The sequence below is a fragment of the Actinomycetospora succinea genome, assembly GCF_004363095.1.
GTDB classification, from domain to species: Bacteria; Actinomycetota; Actinomycetes; order Mycobacteriales; family Pseudonocardiaceae; genus Actinomycetospora; species Actinomycetospora succinea.
In genome coordinates, this window is the sequence record NZ_SNYO01000014.1 from 104018 (window position 1) to 119804 (window position 15787).

17 protein-coding genes are annotated in these 15787 nt (G+C 73.7%); 7 read left to right on the forward strand and 10 right to left on the reverse strand.

Annotated features, from left to right (window positions below; translation table 11 throughout):
• Positions 1 to 15 precede the first annotated feature (15 nt).
• From EV188_RS29635 to EV188_RS29645, 3 genes are all read right to left on the reverse strand, one after another.
• Positions 16 to 1449, reverse strand: a complete 1434-nt coding sequence (locus tag EV188_RS29635; protein WP_133829938.1) for an HNH endonuclease signature motif containing protein — start codon at positions 1447 to 1449, stop codon at positions 16 to 18.
• A gap of 86 nt (positions 1450 to 1535) precedes the next feature.
• Positions 1536 to 1754: a CbtB domain-containing protein gene (locus EV188_RS29640; protein WP_133829939.1), complete on the reverse strand. Its 219-nt coding sequence runs from the start codon at positions 1752 to 1754 to the stop codon at positions 1536 to 1538.
• Positions 1755 to 1847: 93 nt separating this feature from the next.
• Complete coding sequence (locus EV188_RS29645; protein ID WP_133829940.1) at positions 1848 to 2594, reverse strand: hypothetical protein; 747 nt, start codon at positions 2592 to 2594, stop codon at positions 1848 to 1850.
• Positions 2595 to 2711: 117 nt separating this feature from the next.
• On the opposite strand from EV188_RS29645, the gene EV188_RS29650 reads away from it, so the two are divergent.
• The 4 genes from EV188_RS29650 to EV188_RS29665 are packed head-to-tail and all read left to right on the forward strand — an operon-like array spanning position 2712 to position 6021.
• Positions 2712 to 4271 (forward strand): amidase, encoded by a 1560-nt coding sequence (locus tag EV188_RS29650; protein WP_133829941.1) that lies wholly within the window; start codon positions 2712 to 2714, stop codon positions 4269 to 4271.
• A gap of 25 nt (positions 4272 to 4296) precedes the next feature.
• Positions 4297 to 4989 (forward strand): nitrile hydratase subunit beta, encoded by a 693-nt coding sequence (gene nthB, locus EV188_RS29655; protein ID WP_133829942.1) that lies wholly within the window; start codon positions 4297 to 4299, stop codon positions 4987 to 4989.
• Between the two features lie 13 nt (positions 4990 to 5002).
• Positions 5003 to 5605, forward strand: coding sequence for a nitrile hydratase subunit alpha (gene nthA / locus EV188_RS29660; protein ID WP_133829943.1), 603 nt, complete (start codon positions 5003 to 5005; stop codon positions 5603 to 5605).
• Positions 5602 to 6021 (forward strand): nitrile hydratase accessory protein, encoded by a 420-nt coding sequence (locus tag EV188_RS29665; protein ID WP_133829944.1) that lies wholly within the window; start codon positions 5602 to 5604, stop codon positions 6019 to 6021. The genes nthA and EV188_RS29665 overlap by 4 nt, the downstream gene beginning before the upstream one ends.
• A 7-nt stretch (positions 6022 to 6028) precedes the next feature.
• On the opposite strand, the gene EV188_RS29670 is transcribed toward EV188_RS29665, so the two are convergent.
• Positions 6029 to 6403 (reverse strand): hypothetical protein, encoded by a 375-nt coding sequence (locus EV188_RS29670; RefSeq protein ID WP_133829945.1) that lies wholly within the window; start codon positions 6401 to 6403, stop codon positions 6029 to 6031.
• 92 nt (positions 6404 to 6495) lie between these two features.
• On the opposite strand from EV188_RS29670, the gene EV188_RS29675 reads away from it, so the two are divergent.
• Complete coding sequence (locus EV188_RS29675) at positions 6496 to 8010, forward strand: hypothetical protein (RefSeq protein ID WP_133829946.1); 1515 nt, start codon at positions 6496 to 6498, stop codon at positions 8008 to 8010.
• A gap of 29 nt (positions 8011 to 8039) precedes the next feature.
• Here the strand turns inward: EV188_RS29675 and EV188_RS32060 are convergent, their stop codons facing one another.
• The gene (locus EV188_RS32060; protein WP_166660165.1) at positions 8040 to 9083 is read right to left on the reverse strand and encodes a coiled-coil domain-containing protein; all 1044 of its coding nucleotides are present in this window, start codon (positions 9081 to 9083) and stop codon (positions 8040 to 8042) included.
• A gap of 252 nt (positions 9084 to 9335) precedes the next feature.
• On the opposite strand from EV188_RS32060, the gene EV188_RS29685 reads away from it, so the two are divergent.
• Positions 9336 to 10445 carry a mandelate racemase/muconate lactonizing enzyme family protein gene (locus EV188_RS29685; RefSeq protein ID WP_133829947.1) on the forward strand — a complete coding sequence of 370 codons (1110 nt, stop codon included), beginning with the start codon at positions 9336 to 9338 and terminating at the stop codon, positions 10443 to 10445.
• A gap of 45 nt (positions 10446 to 10490) precedes the next feature.
• Here EV188_RS29685 and fmdA read toward each other — a convergent pair whose 3' ends face one another.
• The 4 genes from fmdA to EV188_RS29705 all read right to left on the reverse strand — a co-directional run bounded on the left by fmdA (position 10491) and on the right by EV188_RS29705 (position 13964).
• Positions 10491 to 11744 (reverse strand): formamidase, encoded by a 1254-nt coding sequence (gene fmdA, locus EV188_RS29690; RefSeq protein ID WP_133829948.1) that lies wholly within the window; start codon positions 11742 to 11744, stop codon positions 10491 to 10493.
• A 29-nt stretch (positions 11745 to 11773) separates the two neighbouring features.
• The gene (locus EV188_RS29695) at positions 11774 to 12409 is read right to left on the reverse strand and encodes an AmiS/UreI family transporter (protein ID WP_133829949.1); all 636 of its coding nucleotides are present in this window, start codon (positions 12407 to 12409) and stop codon (positions 11774 to 11776) included.
• A gap of 108 nt (positions 12410 to 12517) precedes the next feature.
• On the reverse strand, positions 12518 to 12802 hold the full coding sequence (locus EV188_RS29700) for an FmdB family zinc ribbon protein (protein ID WP_133829950.1): 285 nt from the start codon (positions 12800 to 12802) through the stop codon (positions 12518 to 12520).
• Positions 12803 to 12932: 130 nt separating this feature from the next.
• Entirely contained in the window at positions 12933 to 13964 is a 1032-nt protein-coding gene (locus EV188_RS29705) for a substrate-binding domain-containing protein (protein WP_133830000.1), read from the reverse strand.
• A gap of 202 nt (positions 13965 to 14166) precedes the next feature.
• Here EV188_RS29705 and EV188_RS29710 point away from each other — a divergent pair, with 202 nt between their 5' ends.
• On the forward strand, positions 14167 to 14643 hold the full coding sequence (locus EV188_RS29710; protein ID WP_166660166.1) for a MarR family winged helix-turn-helix transcriptional regulator: 477 nt from the start codon (positions 14167 to 14169) through the stop codon (positions 14641 to 14643).
• 3 nt (positions 14644 to 14646) lie between these two features.
• Here the strand turns inward: EV188_RS29710 and EV188_RS29715 are convergent, their stop codons facing one another.
• Positions 14647 to 15747, reverse strand: coding sequence for an LLM class flavin-dependent oxidoreductase (locus tag EV188_RS29715; protein ID WP_133829952.1), 1101 nt, complete (start codon positions 15745 to 15747; stop codon positions 14647 to 14649).
• Between the last annotated feature and the right edge of the window lie 40 nt (positions 15748 to 15787).

Genomic DNA, 15787 nt, shown 5'->3' on the forward strand with positions numbered 1-15787 from the left:
CTCAGCACCTTGCCGTCAGGTGGGAACGCGTGGTCGTCCGCCGGGTCGGGGTCTTCGGTCGGTGTCGATGAACCAGGGTGGGGTGAACCAGGGCCGCCTGTTGATCATCTGGATGGTCCAGTGGCCGTGGTGGAGCAGTTGGTGGTGGTGGCGGCAGAGCAGGCACATGTTGTCCAGCGCGGTCGCGCCGCGGTGCTGGAGCCATTCCTGGATGTGGTGGGCTTCGCAGCGTCGGGGTCGGCGGGTGCAGCCGGGGAAGGCGCAGCCGCCGTCGCGGTGGTTGAGGGCGCGGCGGATGGCGTCGGGGGCGGTGCGCTGGCTGCGGCCGACGTCGAGGGGTTCTGACTGGGCGCCGAGGACCATGGGGATGATCTCGGCGTCGCAGGCCCAGCGTCGGACCGTGGCGGCGTCGACGTGGTGGCCGGAGTCCAGGGTGCCGTAGCCGCCCTTGTCCTGGAGGGCTTCGCAGAGCCAGCGGTGGTCGATGGTGATGGTGAGCAGGGCGCGGCCCGGTCGCTCGGTCCATCCGGAGTTGCCTGACTCGACGCGTCGCGGCTCGGGGATCAACGCCGGCGGCGCGTCGCCGCCCGCCTCGTCGTCCGCGTCGGCGGCGTCGGGAGCATCTGGCTCGTTGTCGCTCGCCTCGCTGTCGTCACCGGCCGGCTCGGACGGACTGCCGGCCGGGTCGGGGTCGTCGTGTTCCTTGCGGGCGTCGGTGGCGAGGCCGCGGGGTCCGCGGGCGTCGTGGGTGAGGTCCTTGAAGGCGTCGGCCTGGCGCCGTTCGAGGGAGCGTTCGTCGTCGGCGCCGGCTCGCGCGGAGAGCACCCCGAACACCTCGACGGTGGCTTCGGCGTCGAGCGGGTCGTGCAGGGTGCCCTTGAAGGTCAGCGAGCCGTCCTTGCGGCGCAGGAACCGCAGTTCGTCGCGGGTGTTCTCGCCCTCGGGTGGGGCGGCGCCGTCGGGGTCGTAGCCGTCGACGAAGGCCTTGGCGAGCTTGCGCAGCATCTGCGGTGGCAGCTCCTGCGCCTTCTCCGCGAGGGTCGCCTCCACCCCGGCCAGCTCATCGGGTGGTGGCGGCGTCGAGAGCCCCGACAGGTGCTCCATCGTCTCCCGGATGATCTTGACGTGCGCCGGGTCGATCACCCCCGCCGCCAGCGCCGCCCCGGTGCCGGGCAGCCGGGCGGGCAGCGCCTCACCCAGCAGCGAGCGTCGGGCACACAGGTCCACGGCCTCGGCCACCAGTCGCTTGGCGTCGGCGAAGTCGAGGTTGTCGCGGTCGGCGATCAGCGACTCGGTGGAGCGGTAGCCGCCGTTCACTGCGGTGCCGAGGTCGGCGATCCGCGCGATGGCTTCGAGGCGGCGGAAGTAGGCGGCGCGTTGAGCGATCATCTCGGCGCGGGCGGACTCGAGCGCTTCGCGCTCGCCCTGCCCGGCCTGGTATTCGCTCATGTGTTCGAATATAGACCCGACCCCCGACAACGCCGGGCCGGTTTCGCCGAGATCGCCTCAGCGGAAGTCGCGACCCGCCGGTGACCTCAGTGGCAGGGGAAGCCGAGGAAGTGCCGCGCGTCGTGCACGAGCTCGTGGATCACCGAGCTGTCGCCGAACAGCGAGGTGGCGCCCTGGTCGATCCCGATGAAGTAGTAGAGCACCAGGCCGACCACGAGGGCGCTGAGCAGCCACGGCAGGGTCTCGGACGCCGGGACGGCGACCGCGGCGGTCCGGGTCTTCGCGGTGGCGACACCAGAGGTCACGGGGAACTCCTCGGGGCAGGTGGCGTGTGGTCGGCGTGAACGAGCAAACCGGGTCACCGGCAACAGGTCAACAGGTGACGACGTTTCGGACCGTCACGTTTCCGCGCGCCGGCGGACGAAGGCGGCCACGGCGTCGGTGAAGGAGCGGCGCCGCTCGTCCTCCGGGAGCACCGGGCACGTGGCGCAGTAGGACGGCCCGCGCGCCCGGTTGCGGGCGGTCCGGAAGGCCAGGCAGCAGGTCCGGCGGTCCGCGTAGAGCCACGGCTCGCCGTCGACCGGCACGGCCTCGACGCGGACGAGGTCGGTCAGCCCGGCGTCCGCGAGCACGCGGCGGGCGTCGTCGAGGTGGCGCGCGTGGTCGGGTGCGGGCCAGGACAGGTGCAGGAACGCGACGGTGACGGCGTGCGCGATCGCGCCGGAGAGCACGCGGTGCCCCGCGCGGGTGCGGCGGTGCAGCACTTCGACGACGGGCACGAGGCCGGCCACGACCGAGTCGCCGGGAGCGTCCGTGAACGCCACCTCCCGCGCCCGGCCCGCGTCGAGGCGGACGTGGACGGAGTCGGGGTCGGTCGCCACCGAGCGCCCCGTCAGGACGCGGGAGGCGATCGCCGACGGCACCACCCGCTGGGCGTAGCCCTCGAGGAGCAGTGAGGCGGCGACCGCGTCGGAGTCGGCACCCACGCCGTCCCGCACCGCCGCCAGCGTCGCGTCGAGGCCCGCGCCGAACAGGTGCGACGCCGGGGTCCAGCCGGGCGAGGTCGGTGTCCCGACCCACGCGCGGAAGCGATCGCCGGGCGCGTCACGGCCGGCGACCAGGATCTCCAGCCCGTCGTCCGGCACCGGCCCAGGCTAGGGGGACGGGTCGAACGGATCATGTGAACGCGTCAGCGGGCGTTGACCGATGGCGGGGTCGTTCCTACTGTTCGTGAGACCCACGACACATCTCGAGGAGCTCCCATGCCGCCTCTGCCCGAGCCGGACCACGACGCGCTGACGGCGGTCTCCGCCGGCTACGGGCTCGGGCTCTCGGCCGACGAGATCGGCGAGTACCACCCCGCGGTCACCGGGCTGCTGGGGTCGTGGGACGTCGTCGCCGAGCTCTACGAGGCCGAGGCGCCGGCGGTCCCGGAGCGCGCCTGGTCGCGGCCCGACCGACCCGACAACCCGTACAACGCCTGGTACGTGCAGACGTCGATCACCGAGTCGTCCTCCGGCCCGCTCGCCGGCCGCACGGTCGCGATCAAGGACAACACCGCGGTGGCCGGGGTCCCGATGACCAACGGCTCGGACACCGTCCAGGGCTTCGTCCCGAGCACCGACGCGACGATCGTGCGCCGCCTGCTCGACGCGGGCGCGACGATCGCGGGCAAGGCCGTGTGCGAGGACCTGTGCTTCGCCGGCGCCTCGATCACCGCGAACACCGGCGACGTCGAGAACCCCTGGGACCCGAGCCGGACCGCGGGCGGGTCGTCGAGCGGCAGCGGCGCGCTGGTCGCGGCGGGCCTGGTGGACATGGCCACGGGCGGCGACCAGGGCGGCTCGATCCGCATCCCGGCCGCGAACTGCGGGCTCGTCGGGCACAAGCCGACCTGGGGCCTGGTGCCCTACACCGGCGCGTTCCCCATCGAGTTCACGATCGACCACGTCGGCCCGATCACCCGCACCGTCGGCGACGCCGCGCTCATGCTCCAGGTGATCGCCGGGCTCGACGGCCACGACCCCCGCCAGCCCGCCGACCTCCGGCCCGACGACTACCTCGGCGCGCTGGCGCAGGGTGCCCGCGGCCTGCGGGTGGGCGTGCTGGGCGAGGGGTTCGGGCTCGCCGAGTCCGAGCCGGAGGTCGACGACACGGTCCGCGCCGCGACGCGCGCGCTGGCCGACGCCGGCCTCGACGTCCGCGACGTGTCGGTGCCCTGGCACCTGCACGGGCCCAAGATCTGGGACGTCATCGCCACCGAGGGTGCGACGTCCCAGATGATCGAGACGTCCGGGTACGGCCTGAACTGGAAGGGGCTCTACGACCCGGAGCTGATGCACCACTACGGCGCGCAGTGGGCCGCCGACCCGACCGCGTTCTCCCGCACCGTGAAGTTCGTGCTGCTCGCGGGCCGCTACAGCCTCGACACCACCCACGGCCGGCACTACGCGATGGCCCGCAACCTCGCGCCGAAGCTCGCCGCCGCCTACGACGCGGCGCTCGCCGACGTCGACGTGCTGGTGCTGCCGACCCTGCCGCAGCGGGCGACGGTGCGCCCCGACCGCGACGGTCCCGTCGTCGAGACGCTGGGCCGCGCGCTGGAGATGCTGGCCAACACCGCGCCGTTCGACGTCACCGGCCACCCGGCGTGCTCGGTGCCCGCAGGCCTCGCCGGCGGGCTGCCCGTCGGGATGATGATCGTCGGGCGCCAGTTCGACGACGCGACCGTCCTGCGCGTCGCCCACGCCTTCGAGGAGGCCGTCGGCGGCTTCCCCGCCCCGGCCGGCGCACCCGCCGCGGCCCCTGTTCCCACGGCCTGATCCGTCACCAGCGAACGGAGACCCGATGAACGGCATCCACGACCTCGGCGGCCGCGACGGGCTCGGCCCGATCAACCCGACGCCCGCCGAGCCGGTGTGGAAGGCGGAGTGGGAGAAGCACGCCCACACCTTCTTCCCGCTCGCGTTCAGGGCCGGCTTCTTCGGCGTCGACCAGTTCCGGTTCGGCATGGAGCAGATCGAGCCGGTCGAGTACCTGACCTCGACGTACTACGAGCACTGGGTCCACTCGGTGGTCCACCACGGCGTGCGGCACGGCCAGCTCGACCCCACCGAGATCGAGAAGCGCACGCAGTACTACCTGGAGAACCCCGACGCGCCGCTGCCGGAGGGCAAGGACCCCGAGGGTGAGCTGGTCGCGTTCCTCGAGGCCGTCATCCCGGCCGGTGCTCCCGCCGGTCGCGACACCGGCAAGAAGGCGAAGTTCGCCGTCGGCGACCGCGTCACCGTCGTCGCCGACGCCCCCAAGGGCCACACCCGGAGGGCGGGCTACATCCGCGGCAAGACCGGGGTCATCGACCTCGCCCACGGCGAGATGATCTACCCGGACACCGCGGGCAACGACCGGGGCGAGGCGCCCGAGCACGTCTACACCGTCCGCTTCACCAACGAGGAGCTCTGGGGCGCCGAGGAGGCCGAGCCGAACGGCTCGGTGACCTTCGACGTCTGGGAGCCCTACATCGTCCCCGCGAAGAGCTGAGGAGCGCCGACCCATGAGCGCACCCGAGAGGGCCACCCAGGCGGAGATCGCCGCCCGGGTCAAGGCCATCGAGTCCATCATGATCGAGAAGGGCCTGATGACCACCGAGGCGGTGGACCGGCTCGCGGAGATCTACGAGAACGAGGTCGGCCCGCAGCTCGGCGCGAAGGTCGTCGCGAAGGCCTGGACCGACCCCGACTTCAGGAAGCGGCTGCTCGCGAACGCCACCGAGGCCTGCGCGGAGCTGGGCATCGGCGGACTGCAGGGCGAGGACATGGTCGCCGTCGAGGACACCGACGACATCCACCACGTCATCGTCTGCACGCTGTGCTCCTGCTACCCGTGGCCGGTCCTGGGCCTGCCGCCGAACTGGTACAAGATGCCGCAGTACCGGGCGAGCCTGGTCCGCGCGCCGCGCCGGGTACTGCGCGAGGAGTTCGGCTACGACGTGCCCGAGTCGGTCGAGATCCGCGTGTGGGACTCCAGCTCGGAGCTGCGCTACTGGGTGCTGCCGCAGCGCCCGGCGGGCACGGACCGCATGACCGAGGACGAGCTGGCGGCGCTGGTCACCCGCGACTCGATGATCGGCGTGGGGCCGACGAAGGCCGCGGCGTGAGCTCGCCCCTCCGGGAGGAGAGCGAGCTCGGCGAGGCCCGCCGGCGCGTCGAGTCGCTGGTCGCGGGCACGCCGGGCGGTGACGGCGAGGCGTCGTTCCGCGAGCCGTGGGAGCTGCGCGCCTTCTCCCTCGCGGTCGCGGCGTACCACGCCGGCCAGTACGAGTGGTCGGAGTTCCAGCTCTCGCTCATCGCGTCGATCCGGCGGTGGGAGGCCGACGGCGCCGACGAGGCGGAGGCGCCGTGGAGCTATTACGAGCACTGGCTGACGGCGCTCGAGACGGTGCTCGCCGGCAACGGGCTGCTCTCCGAGGCCGACCTGGACGAGCGCACCCGCGCGGTCCTCGCGACCCCGCGCAACGCGAACCACCACGAGGCGCACCGGGAGCCGGTGGCGATCGACCCGGCGGTGCGCTGACCGGCCCTCAGGCCAGCATGACGTCCAGGGGCGGCGGGCCCTGCCCGTTCCACGCCCACGCCAGCGTCGCCCGGACCCCGTCGCACCAGCCCGGACGGGCGGCGAGGTCCGGGACGAAGCGGTCGTCGTGCTGCGCCGCGCGCCACTCGTCCTCGATCGTCCCCGGGTAGGCGACGCACGCCCGCAGCGTCACCGGTGAGCGCACCTGACCCCCGCAGAGCGCCGTGCGCGAGGGGATCGCCGCGAGCCACCGGCAGGTGTGCGCCACGGCGTCGGCGTAGCCGTCGGGCTCGCGCCGTCCCGCCTCGTCCCAGACCGCGAGGAACTCCGCCTGCGGGACCCGGACGTTCGCCGCCCGGATTCGGGACTGGGTCGGGGCCACGGCTCCAGGGTGAACCGCGCACGCCGGGACCACCAGGGCCCGCCGCGTGACCCTGACGAGTGATCCAGATCTTGGTGCGGGAAGCTCCTGCGATGAGCACGACCGCGGTGCGAGGCGTTGTCCCGACCGACGGCGCCGCGGCGTCCCGCTACCCGTGGCGAGAGGCCGCCGCGGCGGCCGCCGTCGGCGCGGTCACCGGTGCCGTCGTGTTCTTCCTCGTGCACCGGGCCATCGCCGACGACGCGCTGATCTCGGTCAGCTACGCCCGCACGCTCGCCGAGTCCGGCACCTGGGGCGTGGCCCCGGGGCTGACGTCCAACTCGCAGACGTCGCCGCTCAACGTGTGGCTGCTCGCCGGTGGGACGCTGCTCATCGACCGGCCGATCATCGTGGTCGGCCTGCTGCTGTGCGCCTGCCTGGCGGCCGCCGGCTGGCTGGCCTGCGACCTCGCCCGGCGGGTGGGGGTGCACCCGGCGGCCGGGGTGCTGGCCGTCGCGCTGATCGGCACCTCGCCGGTGCTGGCGTCGACCGTCGGGCTGGAGGCGCACCTGACGATCGTGGCGCTGCTGGCCGTCGCGACGCTCGCGGTGCAGGGCCGGGTGGCGTGGACCGGTGTGGCGTGCGGGCTGGCGGTGCTCGCCCGCCCCGATCTCGCGGTCGCGGCCGGCGTGCTCGCGCTGCTCGTGCTGGTCGGGTCCGGCAGCGTTGCCGCGGCGGCGCGGCGGGCGGGGCTGGTCGCCGTCGCGGCGGCGGCGACGGCGCTGCCCTGGCACCTGTTCGCCTGGCTGCAGCTCGGCGGCGCGGTCCCGGACGCGACGTGGGTGCGCACCGCCGAGGCCGAGGGACCACTCCGCGCGGCGGTGGGGTGGTGGTCCTTCGAGCCGCGGACGGTCACGGTGAGCGTGCTGCTGGTGCTGGGCGGGACCGTGGGCGCGCTCGTGGCGGCACGCGCCCGGTGTCGCGCGCCGTGGCAGCGGGTGGTGGTGGCGCTCGCGGCGGCGGGCTGGGCCCACATGGTGGCGCTCGAAGCGATCGGGGCGCCCGGCGCGGGCTGGTACTACGCCCCGATCCTGGGGTGCTCGGCGGTCGCGGTCGCGCTGACCGTGTGCGCGACCCTCGGCGCGAGGCCGGGCCCGGTCGTGTACCCGGCCGCCGGTCTCGTGCTGGCGGTCGGGGCGCTGCTCGGGTTCGCCGGTGGTCCGGTGCCGTGGCCGTGGGCGCCGATGATGGCCAACTACGGCAGCGCCACCGACTACGCCGCAGCCGGTCGCGACCTCGCGACGCTCACCGGCGGTCAGGCCGTCGTCGGACCCGGTGAGCTCGGCGCGCTGGCGTTCTACTCGACGGTGCCCGTCCTGGACGACCTCTCCGAGCCGGCCCGCACCGATCTGGTGATGCACGAGCGGACCGACGGCAGCCGCGTCAGGTCGACGCTCCTCGCGTGGAGCACGGCGCACCGCCACTCGCCGCCGCCGATCCGGACCCGGTGGGCGCTGACCTACGCGGGCGAGCGGGAGGTGTCCGGCGCCGTCGTCCGGGGCTGGCCCGTGTCCTCGACGAAGCGCGGCCCGGACACGCTCCTGCTCGTCGACACCGCGTCCCGCTGATCGTCGCGGCGATGGCGCCCTGACGCGGGTCAGGCGACGCCGCGGCCCGGGTCCGGCTCCCGCGGCGCGTCGCCGGTGGAGCCGTTCGAGCCGTTGGCGCCGTTCGCCCCGACGAGCACCGGGCCGGCGAGCTCCCCGACGACGGGCAGCTCGAGGGTCCGGCGCAGCTCGCCGAGCTGGGCGAGCGTCCGGCGCCGGCGCTCCTCGAGCTCGGCGACGGCGTGGGCGGCCGCGTCGCGCCGGGCGTCCGCCTCCGCCTCGACGGCGTGGGCGTGCTCGTCGGCGCGCCGGCGCCGCTCCTCGGCGTCGGCGAGCGCCGCGGCCACCTCCTCCTGGCGCGCCGCGAGCGCGGTCTCGACGTCCTCGCGCCGGCGCCGCCGGGCGGCCTCGGCCTCCTCGTCGCGCCGGAGGCGGTCGGCGGCCGAGTCCTGCTCGCGCCGCTCGATCTCCGCGCGGGTGCGCTCGACCAGCTCGCGCTGCTCGGCGTCGGACTCCACGCGGTGGCGGTCGTGCTCGTCGCGGACGCGCTCGGCCTCGATCCGCACCGCCCGGGCCTCCTTCTGGGCGCCGAGCACGATGGCTGCGGCCCGCTCGGCGGCCTCCTCGAGGCGCGCCTGCGCCCGGCCCGCCGCCTCCTCCATGATCACGGTGGCGCGGTCGTCGGCGTCGGCCACGGTCGCGTGGGCCCGCTCCCGCGCGCGCTCGGCGACCTTGCCGGCGTCGTCGGCCGCGGTCGCGCGGATCGCGGTGGCCTCCTCCTCGGCGAGCCGCAGCAGGTGCTGCAGCCGCGCGGAGAGCCCGTCGACGGCGTACGGCCTGCCGACGAGGCGGTCGACGTCGGCCTTCGTCGTGCGGAGCTCGGCCCGCACCTGCTCCTCGGCCCGCACCATGGCGTCCCGGTCGGCGGTCATGACCTCCAGGTCCGCCTGCGCCCGGTCGAGCGCCTCCTCGACCTGCGTGCGGTCGTAGCCCCGGCGCACGACGTCGAAGCCGACGCCCCACCAGGGGATCCGCCGCTCACCCGTGGTCGGGGCGCCCTGCTGCCCGGCCGCGCCGTTCTCCCCCCGCGTCATGTGCCCCTCCCCGATGAATGCTGCCGCCGACCGACACGTCGACCACCGAGTCTTGTCCTGCCCGGGAGCGGGAGGTAGGGCCGTTCGGCGTCGCGGCTGGTCACGGTCGGGCCACGGCGCGCGGAGGAGGACGGCCCGTGCCGATCGTGTACCGGACGTACCGGCAGTCGTGTCCCATCTCGTGATGGACCGGCCGGTCGTGGGCGTCGAGACTGCCGAGGACCCCGCCACCACGACCCCGGACCCGCCGCGATGAAGATCGAACGCATCACCGTCCACCAGGCGCGCCTGCCGGTCGCGACCGGTGCCTACCGGATGTCCCGCACCTCAGTCGAGGAGCTCGACAGCACGCTGGTCGAGGTCGTCACCGACGAGGGCCTCACCGGGTGGGGCGAGACCTGCCCGCTGGGCCCGGTCTACCAGCCCCACCACGCCCTCGGCGCCCGCGCCGCCCTCGAGCAGATCGCGCCGGGGCTGGTCGGCACCGACGTCCCGTCGGCGCGGGTGGTGGCCCGGCGGATGGACGCCCTGCTCACCGGCCACGACTACGCCAAGGCCGCCGTGGACACCGCCGTGCTCGACCTGCTCGGGCAGCGCCTCGGCGTGCCGGTCTCGACCCTGCTCGGCGGGGCCCTGGTCGACCGCGTGCCGTCCTACTGGTCGGTGACCGTGGGCTCGCCCGAGGAGGGCGCGCGGGTCGCGGCGGAGAAGGTCGAGGCCGGGTACCGCCGCGTCCAGGTCAAGATCGGGGGCCGCGACCTCGCCACGGACGTCGAGACGGTCCGCGCGGTCTGGTCGGCCGTCGGGCACCGCGCGCGGCTCGCCGTCGACGCCAACCGGGCGATGACCGTCGCCCACGCCCTGCAGTTCGACCGGCTCGTCACCGACATCCCCTTCGCGCTCGAGCAGCCCTGCGACACGCTCGAGGAGATGGAGCTGCTGCGCGGGCGCCTGCACCACCCGGTCTACCTCGACGAGAACACCGTGGACGTCGGCACCGTGCTGCGCGCTGTCGGGTCGGGGCTCTGCGAGGGCTTCTCCTTCAAGGTGACCCGCCTGGGCGGTCCGACGAAGGCCGCGCTCGCCCGCGACCTCTGCGCGCTGCGCTCCCTGCCCCACACCTGCGACGACGCCTGGGGCGGCGACGTCATCGCCGCGGCCTGCGTCCACCTGGCCGCGACCGTCGACCCCCGGCTGCTCGACGGGGTGTGGATCGCGCAGGACTACATCGGCCACCACTACGACCCCGACCACCCCATCGCAGTCGAGCACGGGGAGATCGCGGTGCCGCGGGGTCCCGGCCTCGGCGTCCACCCCCGCCCCGAGCGCCTGACCGGGGTCATCGCCACCTACGGCTCCTGACGCACGCCGGCGCCGGGGGCCGGCGAGGCCCCCGGCGCCGGTGCCTCAGGCGTTCGACTTCGGGACGCCCATCCCCGGGTCGATGCGCGCCGGACCGTTCTTGCCCGGCTTGACGTCGATGTCGAAGATCCCGGTCGGGAGGTAGACCGTCGAGCACGAGTTCGGGATGTCGACGACGCCGGAGAGCCGGCCCTCGATCGGCGCGGCGCCCAGGATCATGTAGGCCTGGATGTCCGACCAGCCGAAGGTCGTCAGGTAGTCGATCGCGTGCAGGCAGGCCCGCTGGTACGACAGGTGCGAGTCGAGGTAGCGCTGCTCGCCGTCGAGCGTCACCGACGTCCCCGAGAACGCGATCCACTCGCTGTACTGCGGGTCGGTGTTGCCCGGGACGAAGATCGCGTTCTCGGAGACGCCGTAGGTCTGCATCCCGCCCTTGATCAGGTCGACGTGCAGGTCGATGAACCCGCCCATCTCGATCGCGCCGCAGAACGTGATCTCGCCGTCGCCCTGGGAGAAGTGCAGGTCGCCCATGGACAGGTTCGCGCCGTCCACGAACACCGGGTAGAAGACGCGGCTGCCCTTGGTGAAGTTCTTGATGTCCTGGTTGCCGCCGTTCTCGCGCGGCGGCGCGGTGCGGGCGGCCTCGTTGCGGGCGCGCTCGAAGTCGTCGCCGGTCAGGGAGCCGAGGATCGCCGAGTCGGGCTGGGGCGGCAGGGCCAGCGGCGGCACGGCCGACGGGTTCGTGTCGATCAGGGCCTGCTCGCGCGCGTTCCACTTGCGCAGCAGGTCGTGCGAGGGCGCCGTGCCCATGAGGCCGGGGTGGACGATGCCCGTGAACTCGACGCCGGGCACGTGCCGCGAGGTCGCCTTCCCGCCGCGGAAGTCCCAGATCACCTTGTAGGCGTCGGGGAACTGGTCGGTGAGGAAGCCGCCGCCGTTGCGCTTCGCGAAGACGCCCGTGTAGCCCCAGCCCTGCCCGGCCAGCGGGCCGGAGTCCTCCTGGGGGATCGGGCCGACGTCGAGGATGTCGACGATCAGCAGGTCGCCGGGCTGCGCGCCCTCCACCGCGATCGGGCCGGAGAGCACGTGCACGGAGTTCAGCGGGGCGTTGAGGATGTCGTCGGCGGAGTCGTCGTTGACGATCGCGCCGTCGAACCACTCCCGGCAGTCGACGCGGAACACGTCGCCCGGCTTCACGTGCACCTGCGCGGGCACGTCGGGGTGCCAGCGGTTGTGGCCCACGATCTGCTGCTCGGTGAACTTCTTGCTGCTGTCGAGGGGGAAGACCTTCTGCGGCATGGATCTCTCCTGGTGTGGGTCGGGACGGGTCAGGCGACGGCGTGCTCGCCGGTCGGGGCGGGCGTCGCGGGGGTCGGCGAGCGGCGCGCCCACGGGATGAGGGCGAGGAAGACGACGACTCCGAAGATCGCGAGGCCGATCGCGAGCGGGACGCCGATCTCCGTGTAGACGCCGGTGAGCAGCAGGAACGCGGGGATCCACGCGGTGACCCACCCCTGGATGGCGCACACCGCACCCGTGTAGCGCCCGATCCCGTCGCGCCGCCGGCCCAGGAGGACGAAGAACAGCGACCAGAGGAACGCCCAGTAGAGCCAGATGACGCCGAAGGCCGGGTCGGCGAAGCGGAAGAAGTTCAGCGCCGAGAACACGACCGCGGTGATGGCGACGAACAGGCAGAAGTAGCCGAGCCCGGTGCCGTCGAGGTCCCAGGTCAGGTTCACCGCCACGTAGAGGTAGGTGAACGAGAACAGGAACAGGCCGGACGCGGCGAGGATGACATCGGCGTCGCCGTTCGCCGTGAAGATCAGGTACAGCGGCGTGATGATCTGCAGTCCGCCGACGAAGAAGTTCATCGGCGCGGCCGACCTGGCGTCGATCCAGCCCAGCAGCATGACGCCGTTGATGAAGAGCACGGCGCCGACGAACAGGAGGCCGACGCTAGCCACGGGGCGGCGTCCCTCGGAGGTGCGACATGGGAGTTCCCTTCCTGGTCAGGGCAGGTCGGAGCCGCCCGCCGGGTCGTCGGCGACCGGGCGGGCCGGGGAGGGGGCGGTCTACGGGCGCGGCAGGGCCGCGGTCCGGGGATCGAGGCGCGGGGCCGGCCGCGGACCGGCGGGCCGGGGCGGCGGGGCCGAGACGACGGTCGGCTCGGTGCGGGAGGACTCGGCGCGGTCGATCGCGGCGACGCGGGCACGGTCGGCGCGCAGCCGCGGTGCAGTGATCATGCGGGGGGCATCGGCGCCGCACGTCGGGCAGGCGAGCACCGGCGGTGCGGCGCCCATGGGCCGCATGACGTCGACGGGGCCGTCCTCGTCGCATCGGTACGCGTACAGGGGCATGCGGTGGATCCCTTCGCCGACGTCACCGAGGAGATATAGCGAACAGGAAATGATTTCCTCGGAAAGTTAGCCAGCGATCGACGGGAGTGTCAACGGCCGTGGCGGGCGGTCGCGCACCGGCGACCCAGGGTCACAGCTGCTGGACGACGTCCCAGGCGAGGCCGTCCGCCACGGCGAGGAAGACCTGCTGGTGCAGGTGGCGGTCGCGCAGCTCGACGGTGCCGCGCGGGCTCTCGTAGGCCAGCCCGTCGGCCACCGACATCATCGTCGGCACGTCCATGGACCCGGCGCGCCGCATCAGCTCGGTGAGCAGCCGGACGCCCTCGTAGCAGGACTCGCCGAGGCTGTTGAGGACCGGCGCCTCGTCGCCGAACTCGCGGAAGTAGGTGGCGGCGAACTCGAGCCCCGAGCTCGTCGCGAGGTCCTCGAAGTAGCCCGCGGAGGTCATCAGGCCGCGGGTGCTCTCCGCGCCGGAGGCCAGCAGGACGTTCTCCTCGATCAGCGAGCTGAACCGCAGGATGTCCCGGTCGAGGCCGGCCGCGGCGAACGCCCGGTTGAACGCGACGGCGTCGTCGCCGATGAGCAGCATCAGCACGGCCTCGCACCCGCTGGCCTCGACGCGGCGCAGGACCGTCGAGAAGTCCGACGTCCCGAGCGGCACGAACATCTCGTCACAGACCGTGCCGCCCATGCGTCGCAGGTAGCGCGCCGCGGTGGTGGCCGAGCGGCGCGGCCAGACGTAGTCGTCGCCGACGATCGTCCAGCGCCGCACGCCCGCCGTGCTCGCGAACCAGTCGAGGGTCGGGGCGAGCTGCAGGTCCGGCGTCTCGCCGGTGAGGAACACGCCGGGCCGCTGCTCGCCGCCCTCGTAGAGCGCCGTGTACGCGTACGGGACGCGGCCGTGGATGCGGGGCGCGACGGCCTCGCGGACCGCGGAGATGTGCCAGCCGGTGACGGCCTGGACGGCGCCGGCGCTGACCAGCGCGTCCACCTCGATCGCGACCTCGGCGGGGCTGCGGCCGCCGTCGACCGGCACCAGGTTCAGCTCCCGGCCGAGCACCCCGCCGTCGGCGTTGATCTCCTGCATCGCCAGCGCGGCGCAGCTCTCGCAGGAGGGCCCGAAGATCCCGGCGGGCCCCTGCAACGGGATCACGAGGGCCATGTCGAGGACGTCGCGGGCGCGCGGTGCGCGCAGCGTTCCCGGGCGGGGAACCAGCGACTCGGCCATTGCTCGACGCTAGCGAGCGAGCCCCGCCGCGTAGCTACTCCGATCGTACGAGCCGGTCCGCGGCCGGTCGGTCCTCCGGCGGAACCTGACCGTGCGCATCCCCGCCGGGACCTCCGACCTGGCTACCATCGACGCCGTGCCAGCCAACGCCGGAGGGTCGACCGGAGACGGCGAGGAGTCGCTGCGGCTCCTGTCGCTCGTCGAGCGCACCCTCACCGCGCGCCTCGAGGAGGCGCTGCGCGGCGTCGGTTCCAGTCTGGACCAGTGGCGGATCCTGCGTCTGCTCGCCGAGCGCGGCGGCGCCCCGATGAACGTCGTCGCGGACCACGTGCTGCTGCTGGCGCCGAAGCTCAGCAAGCTGGTCGACCGCATGGTGTCGGCGAACCTCGTGCTGCGCCGCCGCGACGTCGAGGACCGGCGCCGGGTGCTCATCGTCGTGTCGGCGCGCGGACGCCGGGCGCTGGCGGAGTGGGACGAGGTCACCGCCGACGTCCGCGGCCAGTTCCGCGACCTGCTGGGCGCCGACGCCGAGCAGTTCGAGGCCCTGCTGCGGCGCCTGCAGGACGGCCTCGACCCCGCCGCCGTCGAGGCCCTCGAGCAGCCCGCGGGCTGACCGTCAGTCCCGCGGCCGCCGCACCCCCAGGCGTTCGAGGCGCGGGAAGACCTCCTGTGCGAGGTAGGGCAGCTCGTCGACGTAGTCGAGGAAGGCCAGCGTCATGCCGCTGAACCCGGCCTTCGCGTAGCGGGCGATCTCGGCGGCGACCTCGTCCGGCGTGCCGACCAGCGGCACGCTGCCGTGCCCCGCGGCGAACCGGGACCGGAACGTCGCGAGCATCTCCGGGGTGAACGACTGGGCGTGCAGGCCCTGCAATGCCATGAGGTTGTCGACCGCCGCCCAGTCGGCGCCCTCCTCGGCGTAGTGGTGCAGCGCGTCCTGCGCCTCGGCGTGGGTCGGACGGCAGACGACGTGGCCGAGGGTGAGCACGCCCATCTCGCGCCGGTAGCGCTCGCGGGCCGCCGAGGTCACCGTCGAGACCACCTCGGCGCCGTCCTCCGGGCCGGCGACGACGGTGAACGCGAAGTCGGCGTTGCGGGCGGCGAAGTCGCGGCCCTGCCCGGACGACCCGGCGTTGAGGATCGGCAGCGTCCCGTGCACCGGCTTCGGCTCGCCCTCGAGGCCGTGCAGCGTGAAGTACTCGCCGTCGTGGTCGAAGCGCCCGGGCGTCGTCCAGAGCTCCCGGGCGACCTCGAACCACTCCTGGGCCCGCGCGTAGCGGTCGTCGTGGTCGGTCGGCAGCTCGACGCCGAACGCGTCGTACTCGGGCTTGTTCCAGCCGGCGACGATGTTGATCCCGGCGCGCCCGCCCCCGATCCGGTCGATCGTGGCGAGCTGCTTCGCGCTGACGACCGGGTGGTTGAACGCCGTGTGCACGGTGGAGAACACGTGGATGCTCCGGGTCCGGGCGAGCAGGGCCGCGGCCCAGGGGATCGGCTCCAGCACGCTCTCGTGGAAGTTGGTCTCGCCGCCGTAGCCGATGAACCGCGCGATCGGCAGCAGGAAGTCCACGCCGACCTCGTCGGCGAGCACGGCGAGGGCGAGGTTGTCCTCCCAGCTGCCCGACCAGCGCTCGGGGACCGCGGTGACCGCGAGCCCCGAGGAGCAGTTCGGGGAGAAGAGTCCCAGCAGGAAGTCGCCGTCGGAACGCTCGAGAACCATGGCCGTCCTTTCCGGAGATGACCGTGGACGGTCATGCTGC

Bases quoted from the DNA above. Each gene is read 5' to 3' on its own strand.
- nthA (WP_133829943.1), top strand. From the start codon at position 5,003: ATGAGCGCACCCGAGAGGGCCACCCAGGCGGAGATCGCCGCCCGGGTC.
- nthB (WP_133829942.1), top strand. From the start codon at position 4,297: ATGAACGGCATCCACGACCTCGGCGGCCGCGACGGGCTCGGCCCGATC.
- EV188_RS32060 (WP_166660165.1), bottom strand. From the start codon at position 9,083: ATGACGCGGGGGGAGAACGGCGCGGCCGGGCAGCAGGGCGCCCCGACC.
- EV188_RS29650 (WP_133829941.1), top strand. From the start codon at position 2,712: ATGCCGCCTCTGCCCGAGCCGGACCACGACGCGCTGACGGCGGTCTCC.
- EV188_RS29700 (WP_133829950.1), bottom strand. From the start codon at position 12,802: ATGCCCCTGTACGCGTACCGATGCGACGAGGACGGCCCCGTCGACGTC.
- EV188_RS29715 (WP_133829952.1), bottom strand. From the start codon at position 15,747: ATGGTTCTCGAGCGTTCCGACGGCGACTTCCTGCTGGGACTCTTCTCC.
- EV188_RS29675 (WP_133829946.1), top strand. From the start codon at position 6,496: ATGAGCACGACCGCGGTGCGAGGCGTTGTCCCGACCGACGGCGCCGCG.
- EV188_RS29685 (WP_133829947.1), top strand. From the start codon at position 9,336: ATGAAGATCGAACGCATCACCGTCCACCAGGCGCGCCTGCCGGTCGCG.
- EV188_RS29635 (WP_133829938.1), bottom strand. From the start codon at position 1,449: ATGAGCGAATACCAGGCCGGGCAGGGCGAGCGCGAAGCGCTCGAGTCC.
- EV188_RS29705 (WP_133830000.1), bottom strand. From the start codon at position 13,964: ATGGCCCTCGTGATCCCGTTGCAGGGGCCCGCCGGGATCTTCGGGCCC.
- fmdA (WP_133829948.1), bottom strand. From the start codon at position 11,744: ATGCCGCAGAAGGTCTTCCCCCTCGACAGCAGCAAGAAGTTCACCGAG.